This is a genomic window from Chryseobacterium geocarposphaerae, from assembly GCF_002797535.1.
Lineage (GTDB): Bacteria > Bacteroidota > Bacteroidia > Flavobacteriales > Weeksellaceae > Chryseobacterium > Chryseobacterium geocarposphaerae.
The window spans coordinates 2,165,989-2,184,453 of the sequence record NZ_PGFD01000001.1; the positions used below are offsets into that span (position 1 = coordinate 2,165,989).

Consider the following 18,465-nt stretch of genomic DNA (forward strand, 5'->3'; position numbering starts at 1 on the left):
ATAAATTTAATGCTTAAAATTAGCAAATTTAATATAAAACAAAAGCGACTTTACAAAAAGTAAAGCCGCTCAATAATATTTAATAAAAATAGATACTATTTCTTAATTGCTTTTATGGTCTGCTTAGAACCGTCGTTCATGTTCAGAACCACTAAATACAATCCTTCTTTTAAATCTCCCAGATGAAGAGTTGATGAAGGTTTTTCAATGTTTTTAATAAGTCTTCCCGCAATATCCATTACTGAAACAGATTTTACATTTTTGATATCGGAAATATTTAAAACATCTGTGAATGGATTTGGATATGCCTGAACAGTATTCTTATTTGCTGAAACTTCAGATGTTGCCAAATTTGCATTATTAACGCTAATATCATCAACATATAAATAATACTGATTTGCAGTTGAATAAGCATTAAACCCAAAATAATAGATTCCCGTTGTAGGCACTGTAAAATTAACAGACGCTGTATGAGCTGTTTTGTCATTAATACTCGGATAATCTGCTATAGCATTAACCATGGCTGCTGCAGTTGCCGAAGTACCAAAGGCTACTTTTAGCTTTTCTACATATGTAGTAGAATTATTCCCATATTTATAGGAGATTGTGTACTGTGTTCCAGCCGTTAAATTCAATCCTTGAGTAAAGAACCAAGTATTTGCAGCGTTTGAACTATTCCAAGCATATCTTAATACCTTAGTTGAAAGTCCCGGGCAATCTGTAGGAGCATCTGCTGTCGTCCAGTTATTTCCAGTTCCTGCATTCACATTATACGTACAGCCAGGAAGTGCAGGTGTTGTTACACTTTCAAAATCTAAAACATAAGGAGTACCTATACTTGTACATGCAGTAGTAAAATTATTTTCTGTACAAGATGATGAAGTCTGCCCTCCAGCATAAGCATTAACAGTGTAATAATACTTTGTATTAAATGCTAAAGAAATAGTAAACGGATAAGTAGTGACATTTCCGACATCTATGTTATTTAAAACATCTGTTCCTCCTGCCGTAGTACCTACCGTTAATCTATATCCTGCTGCTCCGGTAACAGCATTCCAAGTAATTGATGGTGTTACGGAAACTCCCGTTGCCCCAGCTGCAGGCGCTGTTACTGTTGGACAGAATGATGGAGTCGTAATAGAAATTGGCCCCGTCCATGTACTTTTATCTGTAGAACTACAATTTGATCTCACCCAAATATAATAAGTTGTACTAGACGCTAAGGTTGTCAATTGAGCGGAAGTCGTAGTAGCAGGTACAGAATTTGTAGAATTTAAAACTGTACTTGAAGTAGGAGCTACATTCGACGTACTATAATATACATCGTATCCATTTGCAGGTGCTGTTGATGGAGCTGTCCATCCGATTGTAGCTGAGAATGAAGCTACATTTGATGATGTAATTGTAGTTGGCGCAAAACAAGAAGGCAACGGCTCCCAATAAACATCATCCCAGTAATATGATTTAGCATCCGCTGTGTTCTGAATAGCTAACCTTGCATTAGCAGGAACAGTATTAGGAACTATTACTGTATATTCCGAATTGGTATAAGTAGTATTAGTTATACTTAAAGCTTGCAATAAAACAAAGGTAGAAGCATCTGTAGGGTTAGTTACATACCCCACTTTTAAAGTTCCGGTTGCCGAACTTACTTTCGCTTTAAATCTTAACCAATTTGTTCCTGCATTTATATTAGAAAACTCTGGCAATACAACAGTACTTGGAGTTCCGGTTGAGGAAACATTTTGATAGATATTTCTAGTTCCAGAAGCCGGACTGGTTGAAGAGATTGTCATACTTCCTGTACCTGCATTCCTTACCCAGCAATCAGGAACGATATTTCCTGTAGTATAGGAATCAAAATTTTCAACCATAGAAGTCATGGCACCACAAGCTGTTTTAAATGTACCGCCAAAAGACCATGAGCTCTGGCTTGTTCCTGTACTGCAGTTGGATCTTACCCAATAATAGTAAACCGTATTTGGATTCAAGCTCGGAATAGTTTTGGAAGTTCCCGTTTCTCCCGCAAAATTCGGAGTAGCAGTACTGGATGGAATTGTATTCGAGGTACTATAGTAAATATCATAACTTGCCGGTGTTGATCCCGTAGGAGCCGTCCATGAAATTGTAGCTGAATTAGCGGTAATTGACCCGGCTGCCTGTAATGTAGGTGGCACACAAGTTGAGTATTCATCCACTGAAAAAGCAAAAATATTAGGGAATGTTGCTGTTGTAGATGTTTTTGTAATAGTTACGCTTTGAATCAGTTTAGCCTGGTTAGCAGCATTAATCGGTAGTGCCAGTTGGTACATTCTCGGATTGGTACTACTAGACTCCAATGTATTATTAGTTCTGTTAATCCTACCTAAACCTTGAACAGCAAATCCGGCTCCATCATACCAGTCAGAAATAGAAATTCCTGTAAATTGCTGATTTGTTCCGTCTGAGAAATTCACTGTTACGTTTTGTGTTGAAGCCCCGCTTCCTCCCGTAGCCAACATATACAATGTAAAAGCGGCTTTAGGCGTTGTAAAAGTGATTGTTCCTGTTGGATTAGCAGTAGAAAGCCTCAAAGAATTTGGTCCACTAAGATTCCCTAACTGATAACTCAATCCCGGTGTAGTAGTCACTACTGAATTGATAATACCATCCACCGGAACTCCGTAAGTGATTGGTGCACTCGTTGCTGTGGCCTGGAAATCTTTAGCTACAAAAACAAAAGAATCTCCATCTAGAATACTTGTAGTAGAACTTAATGCACTACCTATTCCATTTGCAATAACATCTTCGTTAAACCCTGACTGAACAGGCATTTTCTGATAGTTTTGTGCTAAGGCAAAAGAACTGGCAAATAGTCCTAATGCACCAAGCACAAGAGCTGGTTGATTTTTTCTCATAAAATTTTTTATTAGTCTGCTGTAAAACTATGAATTTAATCCAAAACAACAATGAATATTTTGATTATTTTTCAACATTTAAATCAAAACTAAATAAATTAAATAATAAACAAACGTTTAATTACAAAAATTATATACCAAATAAATCAAAACACAAAATATATCACAATTATTATTTAAAGCATAATATATTGGATTTAGTCTCACGCATTCAATTCTTAGATAAAATATTTTGCTATTTTTGTGCAATCAATTTTTAGATAAAAAATAATGCCTAATATTTCAAACAGAGCACAACAGATGCCGCCTTCACCGGTGAGAAAACTGGTACCTTTTGCATTGAAAGCAAAACAGAAAGGAACTAAAGTATACCACCTTAATATCGGACAGCCTGATATTGAAACTCCTGAAACAGCATTAAATGCTTTAAAAAACATTGATTTAAAAGTATTGGAATATGCTCTTTCCGAAGGAAATTTAGACTATAGAAAAGCTCTTACTGAATATTACCATTCTTTAGACTTCACAGATCTTACGCCTGATAACTTTATTGTAACCAACGGAGGTTCAGAAGCTTTAAATTTCGCCATTTCAACATTATGCGATGACGGAGACGAGGTGATCATTCCTGAACCCTATTATGCAAATTACAACGGATTTACAAGCACTTTTAATGTTCATGTAGTGGCAGTTCCGTCAACCATTGATACAGGTTTTGCCCTTCCTCCAATTGAAGAATTCGAAAAGAAGATCACAGAAAAAACAAGAGCAATCGTTATCTGTAATCCTGGAAATCCGACAGGATATCTTTACACCCGTGAAGAATTGCAGAAATTAGCAGAAATTGCCTTAAAATATGACATTGTAGTAATCTCTGATGAAGTATACAGAGAATATGTATATGACGGGAAACAGCAAATCTCAATGCTTGCTTTCCCTGAACTAAGCGAAAACTGTATTATTATTGATTCGGAATCCAAACGTTATTCTATGTGCGGAGTAAGAATCGGGTGCATGATTACGCGTTCTAAAAAAATTCACGATGCAGCCATGCTTTTTGCACAGGCAAGACTGAGCCCTGTTCTTTTAGGTCAAATTGCAGCCACTGCCGCGCATCAAAATGACGGAGCTTACATCAGAGCTGTAAGAGAAGAATATACTCACAGAAGAAATGTATTGGTAGATTTACTGAATGCTATTCCGGGAGTAATTTGTCCAAAACCAAAAGGAGCTTTTTATTGTGTGGCTGAACTTCCTGTTGACGACAGTGAAAAGTTTGCACAATGGTTATTAGAGAAATATTCCAATAACAACGAAACCATTATGGTTGCGCCTGCAGGAGGGTTCTACAGTGATCCTGAACTGGGTAAAAAACAGGTAAGAATAGCTTATGTGCTTAAAGAACAAGACTTAAGAAGAAGCGCAGAAATTCTAAAAGATGCTTTACAGCAGTACAAATTAGAGTTCAACCTTTAATACATAAAAATGTCAGCAATAAAATTCTTAGGTTTGAAAATATTCTTTTCAACGGTTTTATTGCTGATTTTTTTATCCTGTAATGAGGAAGCTAAAAAAAACATTTCTGAAAGTAATAAAATTACATTTATCAGCTTCTCAAATGTAAGCGGAAATCTGGGAAATTACCGGATCATCAAAATCACCCAGGACTCCATTACATCAGAATCGGGAAATACCGCCCGACAAACTCATAAGCAATGGGCCTCCAAAACATCTCCAAAAATTTGGAAACAACTAACTTCTTCTTTTGATCTTAAAAGTTTAAATCATATAAAAAGCTCAGAAAGCATCCAGGCCAAAGGAGGAACCGATGAAGTTTTCCAGATCAAAACTTCACAAAAATCCCATGTATATGTAAATTCTTATCATGATACTCTTCATTATAAGCAATTTGAAAGATTCAAATCACAATTAGAAAAAATTCTATCAGAACATCCATAACTCATGCAAGAAAATTTTTCATTAAAAGCTTACAATACTTTCGGAGTAGAAGCTAAAGCAAAATATTTTGTTGAAGTCACCACCGTAGAAGAACTAAAGGAAGCCATCAGCTTTTCAAATTCTCAAATACCCAAAACCCCCGTCCTGTTTCTTGGGGGCGGAAGTAATATTTTATTCACCAAGGACTTTGACGGACTTGCTATTAAGCTGAATCTGACAGGCATTTCAGAACAGGTTATTAATGAAAACGAGGTATGGATAACTGCTAAAGCAGGCGAAAACTGGCATAATTTCGTTATGCACTGCCTGGATAAAAACTATGGTGGACTGGAAAACCTTTCTCTTATTCCCGGAAATGTAGGAACTTCTCCCATGCAAAATATCGGAGCTTACGGAACTGAAATAAAAGACATCTTTGTGAGCTGTAAGGTTTTGGATCTGGAGAGTCTGGAGCTTAAAACATTCGATCTTGAAGAATGTAGATTCGGATACAGAGATTCGATTTTTAAACAAGAAGGAAAAGGAAAATATGTGATTCTGGAAGTCACCTTTAAGCTTACCACCAAAAATCATATCATTAAAACAGAATACGGAGCTATCAAATCCGAGCTGGAAAATTTAGGCATTGAAAGTCCGACAATTCAGGATGTTTCAAAAGCTGTAATTAATATCCGGCAAAGTAAACTTCCGGATCCAAAAGAAACCGGAAATGCAGGAAGTTTTTTCAAAAACCCTACGATTCCTTTAGCTCAATTTGAAAAATTAAAAGAGAAATTTGAAAATATTCAAGGCTACCCCAACGGAAACTTCGTTAAAGTCCCGGCTGGCTGGCTGATTGAACAATCCGGCTGGAAAGGAAAACAGATCGGCAATGTTGCTTCTCATAAGCTTCAGGCATTAGTGATCATCAATGCAACAGGAAATGCGACAGGAAAAGAAGTGTTTGAGTTTTCTACTGAAATTATCAATTCTGTGAAAGAAAAATACGGAATTGAACTGGAAAGGGAAGTGAATATTATTTGATATTTAAAATGGCAAAAAATTTAACCGAAAAAGAATTTAAAAAACTTATCAAGAAGCATATTGACAGAACTAATTTTGTAAAAGTTAATCTTCAGGATGACTTGTCAGTATTAGGTTTTATAGTGAAAGCATCAGACAGTTTTTTGATGGTTGAAGAAACAAATGACTTTTCTCTAGCCGGAACAAAAATCATCCCTTATCACAGGGTAAAAGGAATTCGACACAGTACTTCTGACAACGTCTCGAAAAGGATTTATTCTGAAGAGGGGCTTATAAAATTAAATGTAAAGATAATTAACAATACTTCCTTAAAAGATTTTGAGTCTCTTTTTAAATCTATTAAAAAACAGGATCTCCACTGCATTGTTGAAAGCAGAAAAAAAGACCAGGAAATATTTTCAATTGGAGAGATTCTGGAAGTAAACAAAAAATCAGTTGTCATCAGGAATTATAATCCGGTTGGGAAATTTGATAAAAAGCCAAGAAAAATTAACTTCAAAAACATTGAATTGATTAATTTTAATGACAATTATTCTTTAGTTTTTAGAAAATATTTAATGGAATAAAAAACATAATATGAAAATCGCCATTCTCGGGGCAGGAAATATGGGTTTATCTTTTTCAAAATCATTTTTAAAGTATGAACTCATAAAGCCTGAAAATCTGCATTTAATTATAAGAAACGACTCCAAATTCTCAAAAATATCGGAAGAATTTCCAAAATCGAAAATCTCAACTTTTGACGAAGTTACAGATTTGGATGCGGATTTAATCATCATCGCCGTAAAACCTCAGGATTTCCAACATGTAGCTGAAAATTTCAAGTTTCAGTTGAAAGAAAACCAGATGGTTTTATCGATCATGGCAGGAATCAAAATTGAAAAAATTCAAACATTATTACACCATCCATTAGTAGTCAGAGCCATGCCAAATTCTCCTACGCTTTTAGGAATGGGAATCACAGGATATACAGCAGCAGAAGGAATTTCTTTCAGCCAATTAATTAATATCGAAAGATTATTAAACTCTACCGGAAGATCAGTTTATCTGGAAAACGAAGAATTACTGGATGGTGTTACAGCACTTTCAGGAAGCGGACCTGCCTATTTTTATTACATCGTTGATGCCATGATAAAGGCCGGAGTTGAAATGGGAATTGAGGAAAATCTTTCCAAACTTTTTGTAAAACAAACTATGCTGGGAGCCTATCACCTGATGAATAATTCCGAAAAAAGCCTCGAAGAACTGATTAAGGATGTTGCCTCAAAAGGTGGCACAACCGAAGCGGCTTTAAAAACTTTCGACGAAAACAGTTGTAAGGAAATTCTGAAAAAAGGAATTCTGAACGCAGAACAGCGTGCCAAGGAACTGAACGGATAGTTTTAAAAATATGCTCAATTTATCGGAACCCTTATCTATTCTATTCACGCAACCCAATCCTTACATTTCTTTTCCGCAAACCTCCTCACCAGGAAGCCTAAAAACACTCCAAACGTATTCAAAATGATATCATCCACTTCAAAAATCCCCATTCTTGTAAAATACTGAGTCGCCTCAACAATTGTAATGGCCGAAATAAATGTGAAAAGCAGGCTTCTTAGTTCTTTAAGCTTAGGAAAAACCCAGCCCAGAAATCCGAAAGGAATAAACATCACGACATTTCCTACAACGATGATTATAATATCTTTCCAGGAGATACAGCCTTTAATAAAATTTATTGTAGAAAATATAGGTTCGATGGTCAGTAAATTATCTTCCATCTGGGTTCTTCCCATCCCGAAAAACATCAGATAGAGTAAAAATAAAACATAAGGAACAATAATAATTTTATAAAATTTCTTTAACATCGATTACAAATTTATTCATTTCAAAAACATTAAATTTGTGTGTTAAATTAATTTAATGAAATACGTTTTACTTACGCTCATTTCCGCGATGCTTTTGTCCATTTCGTGGCCCACTTACGGAGTTCCGTTTTTTATATTTTTTGCGCTAGTTCCTCTTTTAATGATGGAACACGGTGTTTCGAAATTTTCAGATTACAAAAGAAAAAGCTGGGTTGTTTTCGGACTCTCCTACTTATGCTTTATTATTTGGAATATTGTAACGACAGGCTGGTTGTACGGATCAAAAAATCCTGACGGAAGCCATTCTTTAATGGCGGTTTTATTTCCGGTTTTAGTTAATTCCTTACTATATTCGTTAGTATTTCAATGTTATCACTGGTACAAAAACGCACAGGGAACGTATTGGGGATTGGCATTTTTTGTAGCCATCTGGATGAGCTTTGAAAAGTTCCACCTGAACTGGGAATTAACCTGGCCCTGGCTGAATCTTGGAAATTCATTTTCAGAATATCCAAAATTAATACAATGGTATGATACATTAGGTGCTACAGGCGGAAGTTTCTGGATTTTACTGGTAAATGTATTACTTTTCTATACCATAAGAACCTGGGAAGCCGGGAGAAAGAGAAAAGATTTGATTAAAAACTCCTCTATTGTTGCTGCTTTAATAATTATTCCCATGATTATTTCGGTAGTAAAATACAATAACTTTAATGAAAAGCCAATCGGAACCGTTAATGTTCTAATGCTTCAGCCAGACCTTGATCCTTATGCTGAAAAATATTCCAAAGACAGCTTAACAATCGAACAGGATCTTTTAGACCTTGCAGAAAAAAATACAAAAGGAAGAATTGATTATTATATTGCGCCAGAGACAGCGCTTCCGGGAAGAGGTTCTATTTCCGAAACAGCCTTTGAAAAAAGTATCATTTTACATAATCTTAAAGGATTCTTAGCCAAACATCCGGGCTCTGTTTTTTCAACGGGAATTTCATCACATAAATTTTACACTGGTTCAAAAGACCTGCCCACTGAAGCTTATCAAATCAATCAAGGACTTTGGGTAGAAAGTTTTAACTCAGCAATACAGGTTATTCCCAATCAAAAAGTACAGGTGTATCATAAAGGCAAATTGGTTCCAGGAGTAGAAATTTTCCCTTATATGAATTATTTAAAACCCCTTCTTGGAGATGCGATGATTAACCTGGGAGGAACCGTTGCTTCTTTAGGCTCAGATAAAGAAAGAGTTGCCTTTTCAAATCCTTATAACAAAGGGAAAATCGCTCCTATCATTTGCTACGAAAGTATCTATGGAGAATTCGTAACAGATTATGTAAAAAAAGGAGCCAACTTCCTGGGCATTATGACCAATGATTCCTGGTGGGGAGTTTCAGAAGGACACAAACAGCTTCTGTCCTATGCAAAATTAAGAGCCATAGAAACGCGAAGAGAAATTGCACGCGCAGCAAATAGCGGAATTTCGGCCCATATCAATGCTCAAGGAGAAATTGTGGAAGATACTTTTTATGGAGACAAAACAGCTTTGTTTGCCAAGATAAACTTATATGAGAACCAAACGTTTTATGTAAAGGCCGGAGATCTACTAACTAGGTTCTCTATCTTCGCCTTAGGATTTTTATTATTTTATTTCCTGATAAAAAGGTTTCAGAAAAAGTTCACTAAACAACAGGCTTAATGGCCGTATTTCTGAAAAAATATTATAACTAATTGAAAAATAAATTTTAAAACATTTGTCTATCTAAAAAATTCTTCGTTATTTTGCAACCTCAAATATTATACAAATAAGAACATCGAGATATGTCAAGAATTTGCCAAATAACAGGAAAGCGTGCAATGGTTGGTAACAACGTTTCTCACGCTAATAACAAAACGAAGCGTCGTTTTGAAATTAACTTATTGGAGAAGAAGTTTTACCTTCCGGAGCAAGATAAGCACGTAACACTGAAAGTATCAGCTCATGGATTGAGAGTGATTAACAAGATTGGAATCGAGGAAGCTCTAGAAAGAGCTGTAAGAAACGGATTGATTAAAAAGTAATTGAATCATGGCAAAAAAAGGAAACAGAGTTCAAGTAATTCTTGAATGTACAGAGCATAAAGAAAGCGGAGTAGCAGGAATGTCTAGATACATCACTACTAAAAACAAAAAGAACACTACAGAAAGATTGGAGCTTAAGAAGTACAATCCGGTTCTTAAGAAAGTTACCGTTCACAAAGAAATCAAGTAATTTAGAAAATATAATTTACCATGGCAAAGAAAGTAGTAGCAACCCTACAGAGTGGTCAGTCAAAAAAAATGACTAAAGTTGTGAAAATGGTTAAGTCATCTAAGTCAGGTGCTTACGTTTTCGAAGAAAAAGTAATGAATGCAGACGAGGTAGACGGTTATTTGAAAAAATAATCTACACTTTATTTACAATATAAAAAACTACTCAGCTTTTGGGTAGTTTTTTTGTTATCTTTGTTCTAAAGACAGATAACACAACATCTTATATTATAAAATTCTATGAGTTGGTTTAAAAATATTTTTAAAAAAGAAGAAAAAGAAACTTTAGATAAAGGATTGGAAAAATCCAGCCAGGGATTCTTTGAAAAAATGACGAAAGCCGTAGTCGGCAAAAGCAAAGTAGATGATGAAGTTCTGGATGACCTTGAAGAAGTACTTATTGCATCCGACGTGGGTGCCTCTACAACCATCAAAATCATAGAAAGAATTGAAGAACGTGTTGCCCGGGACAAATACGTTAGTGTAAACGAACTGGATAAAATCCTCCGTGAAGAAATTTCAGGACTTCTTCTTGAAAACCCTCATGCGGGAACAGGAAATATTGACACTTCTAAAAAACCATATGTTATTATGGTTGTAGGAGTAAACGGAGTCGGTAAAACAACAACCATTGGAAAATTAGCTCATCAGTTTACTTCCGAAGGAAAAAAAGTCGTTCTAGGAGCTGCGGATACCTTCAGAGCGGCCGCTGTAGATCAGCTAGTAATCTGGAGCCAGAGAGTCGGCGTTCCTATCGTAAAACAGGAAATGGGATCAGATCCTGCCTCTGTAGCTTTTGATACTGTACAAAGTGCCGTTGCACAAAATGCAGATGTTGTAATCATTGATACAGCCGGAAGACTTCACAATAAGATCAATTTAATGAATGAGCTTTCTAAAATCAAAAGAGTAATGCAAAAGGTTATTCCTGATGCTCCTCACGAGATTTTACTGGTTCTTGACGGATCTACGGGGCAGAACGCTTTTGAGCAGGCTAAGCAATTTACCGCAGCCACTGAAGTAAATGCTTTAGCTGTAACAAAACTTGACGGAACCGCAAAAGGCGGAGTTGTGATTGGTATTTCCGATCAATTCCAAATTCCTGTTAAATATATTGGAGTGGGCGAAAAAATGCAAGACCTTCAATTATTCAATGGTACGGAATTTGTTGATTCGTTCTTCAAGAAAAGATGATATTTATCATGTTTTCCCTTAAATTAGCAAAAAATCAATTTCATAAATATTAACAATTAAAAAATTTGCAACTATGGGAATTTTAACATGGATTTTATTCGGACTTATTGCTGGAGCAATCGCAAAAATGATCATGCCGGGAACTCAGGGAGGAGGATGGCTGATTACAATCATTTTAGGAATTGTAGGAGCTTTTGTAGGTGGAGCTATTGGAGTGTATATTTTACACTGGGGTGATGTCACTTCTTTCTGGAATCCAAGAAGCTGGATTTTAGCTATCGGAGGAGCACTGATTGTCCTCTGGATCTACGGAATGGCAACAAAGAAAAGTAGCTGAAAAAAATAATTAACATAAAATAAAACGGCGGATTTGAAAATTCAAATCCGCCGTTTTTGTTACAATATATAATTTAGTTAATTTTTATCTGATAAGGCATTTCCATTTTCACCTCAGATTTCAGCTTTTGGTTAGTAACCTGCTCAAGAATTTCATAATTGGCCTTCCCTATTTTATTTTTAATTAATCTTGCAGAAATATCATCCTCATTCATATCATCGAAAATTTGTTCAAATGCTGTTTTTTTCTTCGGATACGATGTTACCCCGTAAGATTTCAAGCCAGCCTTCTGCGCTGCAAATTTCACAGCATCATTCAATGTTCCCAAATCATCTACCAAACCAATTTGCTTGGCACGTACTCCACTCCAGACTCTTCCTCCCCCTACGTTATCAATCTGCTCAAATGTTTGTTTTCTATTTTGTGTTACAAAATGAACGAATCTTTTATAAGTTCCCTCAACACTTCTTGTAACCTGTGCAACTCCATAAGGCGTTAATCCGTTCAAAGCAGAGTAATAAGCAGAATTGGCATTCGTAGCCACAATATCTGAACGTATTCCGTTTTTATTGGCAATCTCTTTATAATAAGGCATTACTCCAAAAACACCTATTGAACCTGTAAGGGTATTCGGTTCAGAATAAATTTTATCCGCAGACATAGCGATATAATATCCTCCCGAAGCAGCATAATCTCCAAATGACACAACAACTGGTTTTACTTTTTTAAGCTGCTGAAGCTCATATAAAATTTCATCTGAAGCATTTGCACTTCCTCCCGGAGAATTAATTCTGAAAACAACAGCCTTTACTTTATCATCATTTTTAAGCTCCTGAATATATTTCACATATTTTTCCGAATAAATATCCCCGTACTTATCTCCATTATTAATCGAACCCGAAGCATAAAGTATTGCAACACCATCTCCAGAGCTATCCTTATCAGAATATGAATTGATATAGTTTGTAATAGATACTTTATTTAATTTGTCATCTTTAGATGAGCCTATCTTAGATTTGATAAAATCATCATATTCTGATTTCTGAACTAATTTATCTACTAATTTATATTTTAGACTCTGCTCGGGAATCATTCCGTAAAGACTATCTACCGCAGTTTTAAACTGATTGACATCTATCTTTCGGGAAGCCGATATTTTTGCAGCAGTATTTCCCCAAATATCATTCAACAAAGTACTTAGCTGTTCCCTATTCTCATCAGAAATATCATTTCTTATAAAAGGTTCTACCGCAGACTTAAATTTACCGTGTCTGATTACTTCTATTCCGATCCCGTATTTATCAGCAAATTCCTTAAAGAAGGTAACTTCAGTAGCAAGCCCCTTCAAATCAATCATTCCAGAAGGGTTTAGGAAATACTGATCTGCCACAGATCCTAAATAATAGGTAGATTGGGAAACTCCATTTCCATAAGCATATACAAACTTTCCACTCTTCTTAAAATCTTCTAAGGCAGCTCTAATATCATCCAATTGAGTAATTCCTGCATTTAGGTGATCAGTTTCAATACTGATTCCCTTAATATGATCATCTGTTTTGGCTTTCTTAATGGCCTCTAAAACATCATACAGCAATATGCTTTTGTTTTTATCACTTACGTTAAATATACTGGTCTGTTCTTCTGTAGGACTATCTATAATATCTGTCTTTAAATTAATGGTTAAAACTGAATTCTTTTTTACCACAACAGATTTTTCTCCACTCATCGCACTGAAGAAAACAACGACTATAAAAAAGAAAAAAAACACGGCACATAGTATTACAAATGCAACTATATTTGCCAATACATTTTTAAAGAAACTCTTCATAAAATTTATATTTAAACAATATGTCGCAACATACTGTCATTTTGTTACTCGGAAGTAATCTTGGTGATACAAAAAAAAATATTGAACGGGCTATTGACAAACTCAATAAGGAGGTAGGAAATGTCATAAATTTAAGCGAATTTTTAATTACTGAACCCGTAGAATTTGTTAGTTCTAATATTTTTTGTAATATTGCATTAGTAATATGCACACATTTTTCACCTATTCAGTTACTTAAACATATCAAAAGGATTGAAATTGAGATGGGAAGAGCACATGATTCTAGCACTCTAGGAGTATATACGGATAGAGTAATAGATATTGATATCGTAAAGTTTGACAATCTGAAATTTGTGTCAGAAAAGCTAGAAATCCCTCATCAGAAACATCTTTTTGAAAGGGAATTCTCCAAGATAATCTTAAAAGACTTTATCTAAAACATAAAACATATTGTATGAAATTAGGTTTATTATTATTGGCTGCATTGCCTATTGCAACATATGCACAGGACAGTATTGCTGTTAGTTCCTACGATGAATACCCTAATACGTTCTCCTCTGGTTCTGCCAATGTACAGCCTTTCAACAACAAAGCAAGAAAATTCAACGACTGGTCTATCTCAGTCGGTGGAGGTGCTGCTTTCATGGTTCACGCTGATTTGAGATCTTTTTATGATAAAAAGGTCAACTGGGGATATAATTCTTACGTGAGTATCGACAAACAGATTACTCATGTTGTAGGAGTTAGCCTTATTTATCAGCGAGGTGAAACAACACAGAAAGCTCAGCTTGACGGAGCTGCTGGAATTGCCGCAGGAATTGCGGAAGCTAATACAAAATTTAATCAGATTGCCTTAATGGGAGACGTTAACTTTTCAAATCTTTTGAGAAGAGTAGACAACCTTTCTCCTTACAGATGGGCTTTTCATGGTTATGCCGGTATTGGATTGATGAGCTATAATACCTCTTTACATGATAATAATGAATTCAGATGGAATACCACTCCACCTAGAATTCCTTTATTCATTAAGCAAAAAATGGATATTAATTCAATTTATTACCAGTTTGGTGTTGGATTGAAATATAATGTTTCCAAACTTATTGATATAGAGGCAAGAACAATGTATATTATCAGTGGGGATGATGAATTTGATGGAGGAGGAAACGCAGGACCTGCCGATTACGATCCAACATCCAAAGTTTCCAAGTATAACATGATCAGCAAAAGAAGATCTGATAATGCCTGGACAGTTAACTTAGGAGTATCCTTCAAACTGGGAAAACATTTGACACATTTGGCTTGGCACGATCCATTACAAGAAACATACTCTAGAATCCATACTTTAGAAAATACCAATGTAGATTTTGTTGTATGTGAAAAAGGAGACCAAGACAATGACGGCGTTTGCGACGACTGGGACAGACAGCTTGACACTCCTGCAGGAGCAAGAGTTGACGGAGCTGGTGTTGCACTTGACATGGACCTTGACGGTGTGATTGATCTTTATGATAAATGCGTAACTGTACCTGGACCGGTTGAAAATGCTGGTTGTCCTAAATAAATAAATCATTTAATTAACTAAATAATAAAAATACACTATGAAAATAAGTTTAGCAATTGTAGCATTAGCACTGGCTGTTCCTGCCATAAGCTTTGCACAAGATTCAACAGCAGTTTCGGCTGAAGAAAAATATCCTAATACTTTTTCATCAGGCTCAGCAAATGTTTCTCCCTTCACTAATCAATCTAAAAGATTTAATGATTGGGCCATTTCAGCAGGGGTCGGTGTACCATTAGTTCAATCGGCAGATTTAACATCAATAAAAAATGGTAACGGTAAAAATCTTTTTGGATATTCTGCATATATTAGTATTGATAAGGCGATTACCCATGCTTTCGGTATTAACTTACAATATGACAGAGGAGAAACCAGACAAGGATGGTTCAGTACTAAAAAAGATGCACCAGCAAATGCATCTGTTTACCAGCAAGTAGGAGCAAGAACTCAATATGATGCAATCTCTTTATTGGGAGATGTTAATATTTCAAACATACTAAGAAGAGTTGACAATAAGTCTCCATACAGATGGGCTTTGCATGCTTATGGAGGTCTTGGAACATTAGCTTATAGAGCTTATCAGAAAGATGAAAACGGACAAAGATTGATGACAGAAGTTAAACCTTTCAAATTGGGTTCAATGTTTGCTCAAGCTGGTGCCGGTGTTAAATTCAAAGTTAACAGAAGAATCGATATTGAAGGTAGACTAATGTACGTTATGACCGGTGATGATGAGTTTGATGGAGGAGGTGACAAATACAGCGCTATCAACCAGCGTGAAGAGCAAGTTTCAGACAACTTCTTTAATGCTACTTTAGGGGTAAGCTTAAAATTAGGGAAACATGAATCTCACTTAATGTGGCATGACCCTCTTCAGGAAGTATATTATAAGCTAGATGTTTTAGCTAATAAAAATCAAGATATTGAGGTTTGTAAAAAAGGTGATTTAGATAACGACGGTGTTTGTGATGATTGGGACAGACAGCTTGATACTCCTGCAGGAGCAAGAGTTGACGGAGCCGGAGTTGCCCTTGATACAGACTTAGACGGAGTAATTGACCTTTACGATAAATGTGTAACTGTTCCTGGACCTGTTGAAAATGGTGGCTGCCCAGTTGCGCCTGCAACAACCGGACCTGTAACGGATGATACAAGAACATTAGAAGGAATTGAATTTGATCTGAACTCAGACAGAATCTTACCATCTAACACTCCTATCCTTAACAACGCTGTAAATTATATCAACTCATCAAGTGGTACTTATACAGTAGTAGGAGCTACGGATACGAGAGGTACCGATGCTTACAACCAGAAATTATCCGAAAGAAGAGCAAATAATGTAAAAAATTATTTAATTAAAAACGGAGTTGAGTCTGGAAAATTAAATGCAATTGGTAAAGGTAAAAAAGACCTGAAATATCCTGAATGTGACCCAGCTACAAAATGTCCAGAATGGAAAAACAGAGCTAACAGAAGGGTATATTTCGAAGCTAAATAGTAAACTTTCTATTATATTAAAAAGTCACGCAATGCGTGACTTTTTTTGTTTCAATACTTTCCTTATTTTTACCTTATGATTTCTCCACAAGACCTACAAAAATTAAAATTTGATACTCTGAAATATTTTTGGAGCTATGACACTTTCAGGGATTCTCAGGAAGAAATTATAGACTCCATACTTCATTCAAAAGATACATTGGCCTTGCTACCTACAGGAGCCGGAAAATCACTGTGTTATCAGTTACCTGCACTTCTTCGTGAAGGTGTATGTCTGGTTATTTCACCGTTACTCGCGCTCATGAAGGATCAGGTCAATCAATTGAAAAGCCGCCAGATTGAAGCAGAATACCTATCTTCCGAACTGGATGAATTTGATGCGGAAGTTATTTATAACAGATGTAAAGACGGTCTCACAAAATTATTATATGTCTCACCCGAAAGATTAACAAATACTCAGTTTTTACAGAATATCGAAGAAATACAACTGTCGTTCATCGCAGTTGATGAAGCACACTGTATTTCCGAATGGGGGCAGGATTTCAGACCCAGCTATCAGAATATTAAAGAATTTAGAAAAAACAATCCTGAAATTGCCTGCTTAGCTTTAACGGCAACAGCAACTCCAAAAGTGCTGGATGAAATCAAATCTAAGTTGGAATTAAAGAATCCTGCTGTATTTCAAAAAAGTTTTAAGAGAGAGAATATCAAGATCTTTTCAGAAGAAGTTTCAGATAAATACCAAAGGGTTTTTGATATTCTAAAGTATGCCACAAAATCTGGTATTGTGTATGTAAGAACAAGGAAAGATGCGGAACAGCTGACTGAATTCCTTCATAAAAACCAATTGAAAAATGTTGATTTTTTTCATGCAGGGCTTACAACAAAAGAAAAAAACACCAGACAAAACATTTGGAATAACAGCGACCAGCATGTTCTAATATCCACCAACGCCTTCGGAATGGGAATCGACAAAGATAATGTGCGTTTCGTCATTCACTTCTCTCCTTCCCCTTCTATTGAAAATTATTATCAGGAAATAGGAAGAACCGGAAGAGATGGTAAAAAAAGCTTTGCATTCTTGCTTTGGGATAAGCAGGAACTTTCAAATTTTGATCAGATCTTAAAAAACCAGATCCCAAATAAGGCAGAGTTCTTAAAAATCATCACTTACCTTTATTCTGTTTTTCAGGTGGCAGAATACGAGCTTCCCGAAAAAGTCTTTCAGCTGAATACAGCCGGAATTCAGAATTTCACAAAATTGTCGAAAGCAAAAATCAATAATGTACTGGGCTTTCTGCATAACCAGGAAATAATTTATTATAATAACAATAAAAGCCTTTCATCTTTGCAGTTATTGATGAAAGCAGATGAAATTGATCAGCTCCCTCAAAAAGACGCTTATTTTATTGAACTTTTATTGAGAACAGTATCCGGAATTACCACTCACAAAGTAATGTTCAGCGAACAGCAGGTCAGCAATAAAATCGACGTAAGTGTACCACTAATCAAAGAAAGATTAAAAGAATTACAGCAAAAAAACTATATAGAATATGTTGACGGAGTTCTAGCAAGCATTAAGTTTTTAAAACCACGAGACGAAAGACTTATTAACAGTTCCTACTGGAAACTGTTTGAACATATTCAGAAAAACAAGATCCAGAAGTGGGAGGAAATGAAATTTTATCTTGAGGATAACCAATACTGCAAAATGAAGCTTATTCTTTCTTATTTTGGAGAAAAGGACACTAAAAACTGCGGTAACTGTTCTGTCTGTGAAAAAAAGAAACGGTCTGTTTTCGGACAGAATATTTCTCTGGAAATTATTAATATTTTAGCTAAAAAACCGGCAACGATAGAAGAGCTCTCAATACAGCTTACTTATCATCCGAAAGATAATATTCTGGAAAACCTTATTTATCTTTTAGATTCCGGAAAAGTAAAAATGTTGAATTTCAGAACGTATGCTTTGGCATAAGTAAGAAGTAATGAGTAATATAAATTAACAAAGTTTATCTGTCATTTCGATAAGGGAGAAG

Annotated in this window: 18 protein-coding genes; 15 read left to right on the forward strand and 3 right to left on the reverse strand. The window is 35.6% G+C overall.

Features of this window, described 5'->3' with window-relative positions; translation table 11 throughout:
* Positions 1 to 95 precede the first annotated feature (95 nt).
* Positions 96 to 2,897, reverse strand: coding sequence for a fibronectin type III domain-containing protein (locus tag CLV73_RS09670; RefSeq protein WP_100376621.1), 2,802 nt, complete (start codon positions 2,895 to 2,897; stop codon positions 96 to 98).
* Positions 2,898 to 3,167: 270 nt separating this feature from the next.
* On the opposite strand from CLV73_RS09670, the gene CLV73_RS09675 reads away from it, so the two are divergent.
* The 5 genes from CLV73_RS09675 to proC are packed head-to-tail and all read left to right on the forward strand — an operon-like array spanning position 3,168 to position 7,259.
* A complete protein-coding gene (locus tag CLV73_RS09675) occupies positions 3,168 to 4,373 on the forward strand; it encodes a pyridoxal phosphate-dependent aminotransferase (RefSeq protein WP_100376622.1) in 1,206 nt (401 codons plus the stop codon).
* A gap of 9 nt (positions 4,374 to 4,382) precedes the next feature.
* Entirely contained in the window at positions 4,383 to 4,856 is a 474-nt protein-coding gene (locus CLV73_RS09680; RefSeq protein ID WP_100376623.1) for a hypothetical protein, read from the forward strand.
* Between the two features lie 3 nt (positions 4,857 to 4,859).
* Positions 4,860 to 5,879 carry a UDP-N-acetylmuramate dehydrogenase gene (gene murB, locus CLV73_RS09685; RefSeq protein ID WP_100376624.1) on the forward strand — a complete coding sequence of 340 codons (1,020 nt, stop codon included), beginning with the start codon at positions 4,860 to 4,862 and terminating at the stop codon, positions 5,877 to 5,879.
* Positions 5,880 to 5,887: 8 nt separating this feature from the next.
* Positions 5,888 to 6,445 (forward strand): hypothetical protein, encoded by a 558-nt coding sequence (locus CLV73_RS09690; RefSeq protein WP_100376625.1) that lies wholly within the window; start codon positions 5,888 to 5,890, stop codon positions 6,443 to 6,445.
* 10 nt (positions 6,446 to 6,455) lie between these two features.
* Positions 6,456 to 7,259, forward strand: coding sequence for a pyrroline-5-carboxylate reductase (proC, locus tag CLV73_RS09695; RefSeq protein WP_100376626.1), 804 nt, complete (start codon positions 6,456 to 6,458; stop codon positions 7,257 to 7,259).
* Between the two features lie 44 nt (positions 7,260 to 7,303).
* Here proC and CLV73_RS09700 read toward each other — a convergent pair whose 3' ends face one another.
* The gene (locus CLV73_RS09700; RefSeq protein WP_100376627.1) at positions 7,304 to 7,726 is read right to left on the reverse strand and encodes a VanZ family protein; all 423 of its coding nucleotides are present in this window, start codon (positions 7,724 to 7,726) and stop codon (positions 7,304 to 7,306) included.
* A 55-nt stretch (positions 7,727 to 7,781) separates the two neighbouring features.
* Between CLV73_RS09700 and lnt the strand changes: the two genes are divergently transcribed.
* The 6 genes from lnt to CLV73_RS09730 all read left to right on the forward strand — a co-directional run bounded on the left by lnt (position 7,782) and on the right by CLV73_RS09730 (position 11,543).
* Complete coding sequence (lnt, locus tag CLV73_RS09705) at positions 7,782 to 9,422, forward strand: apolipoprotein N-acyltransferase (protein ID WP_100376628.1); 1,641 nt, start codon at positions 7,782 to 7,784, stop codon at positions 9,420 to 9,422.
* Between the two features lie 122 nt (positions 9,423 to 9,544).
* Positions 9,545 to 9,784, forward strand: coding sequence for a 50S ribosomal protein L28 (gene rpmB, locus CLV73_RS09710; RefSeq protein ID WP_007841810.1), 240 nt, complete (start codon positions 9,545 to 9,547; stop codon positions 9,782 to 9,784).
* A gap of 7 nt (positions 9,785 to 9,791) precedes the next feature.
* Positions 9,792 to 9,974 (forward strand): 50S ribosomal protein L33, encoded by a 183-nt coding sequence (gene rpmG / locus CLV73_RS09715; protein WP_039368104.1) that lies wholly within the window; start codon positions 9,792 to 9,794, stop codon positions 9,972 to 9,974.
* A 20-nt stretch (positions 9,975 to 9,994) separates the two neighbouring features.
* Positions 9,995 to 10,147 (forward strand): DUF4295 domain-containing protein, encoded by a 153-nt coding sequence (locus CLV73_RS09720; RefSeq protein WP_002976755.1) that lies wholly within the window; start codon positions 9,995 to 9,997, stop codon positions 10,145 to 10,147.
* A 105-nt stretch (positions 10,148 to 10,252) separates the two neighbouring features.
* Entirely contained in the window at positions 10,253 to 11,206 is a 954-nt protein-coding gene (ftsY, locus tag CLV73_RS09725; protein WP_100376629.1) for a signal recognition particle-docking protein FtsY, read from the forward strand.
* A 73-nt stretch (positions 11,207 to 11,279) separates the two neighbouring features.
* Positions 11,280 to 11,543: a GlsB/YeaQ/YmgE family stress response membrane protein gene (locus CLV73_RS09730; protein WP_047441876.1), complete on the forward strand. Its 264-nt coding sequence runs from the start codon at positions 11,280 to 11,282 to the stop codon at positions 11,541 to 11,543.
* 73 nt (positions 11,544 to 11,616) lie between these two features.
* Here the strand turns inward: CLV73_RS09730 and sppA are convergent, their stop codons facing one another.
* Positions 11,617 to 13,371 carry a signal peptide peptidase SppA gene (gene sppA / locus CLV73_RS09735; protein WP_100376630.1) on the reverse strand — a complete coding sequence of 585 codons (1,755 nt, stop codon included), beginning with the start codon at positions 13,369 to 13,371 and terminating at the stop codon, positions 11,617 to 11,619.
* Between the two features lie 20 nt (positions 13,372 to 13,391).
* On the opposite strand from sppA, the gene folK reads away from it, so the two are divergent.
* The 4 genes from folK (at position 13,392) to CLV73_RS09755 (ending at position 18,404) form a co-directional block, all read left to right on the forward strand.
* Positions 13,392 to 13,808: a 2-amino-4-hydroxy-6-hydroxymethyldihydropteridine diphosphokinase gene (gene folK, locus CLV73_RS09740; RefSeq protein WP_100376631.1), complete on the forward strand. Its 417-nt coding sequence runs from the start codon at positions 13,392 to 13,394 to the stop codon at positions 13,806 to 13,808.
* A gap of 17 nt (positions 13,809 to 13,825) precedes the next feature.
* A complete protein-coding gene (locus tag CLV73_RS09745; protein WP_100376632.1) occupies positions 13,826 to 14,932 on the forward strand; it encodes a flagellar motor protein MotB in 1,107 nt (368 codons plus the stop codon).
* A 37-nt stretch (positions 14,933 to 14,969) separates the two neighbouring features.
* On the forward strand, positions 14,970 to 16,427 hold the full coding sequence (locus CLV73_RS09750) for an OmpA family protein (RefSeq protein WP_100376633.1): 1,458 nt from the start codon (positions 14,970 to 14,972) through the stop codon (positions 16,425 to 16,427).
* Positions 16,428 to 16,502: 75 nt separating this feature from the next.
* A complete protein-coding gene (locus CLV73_RS09755; protein WP_100376634.1) occupies positions 16,503 to 18,404 on the forward strand; it encodes a RecQ family ATP-dependent DNA helicase in 1,902 nt (633 codons plus the stop codon).
* The last annotated feature ends 61 nt before the right edge of the window (positions 18,405 to 18,465 follow it).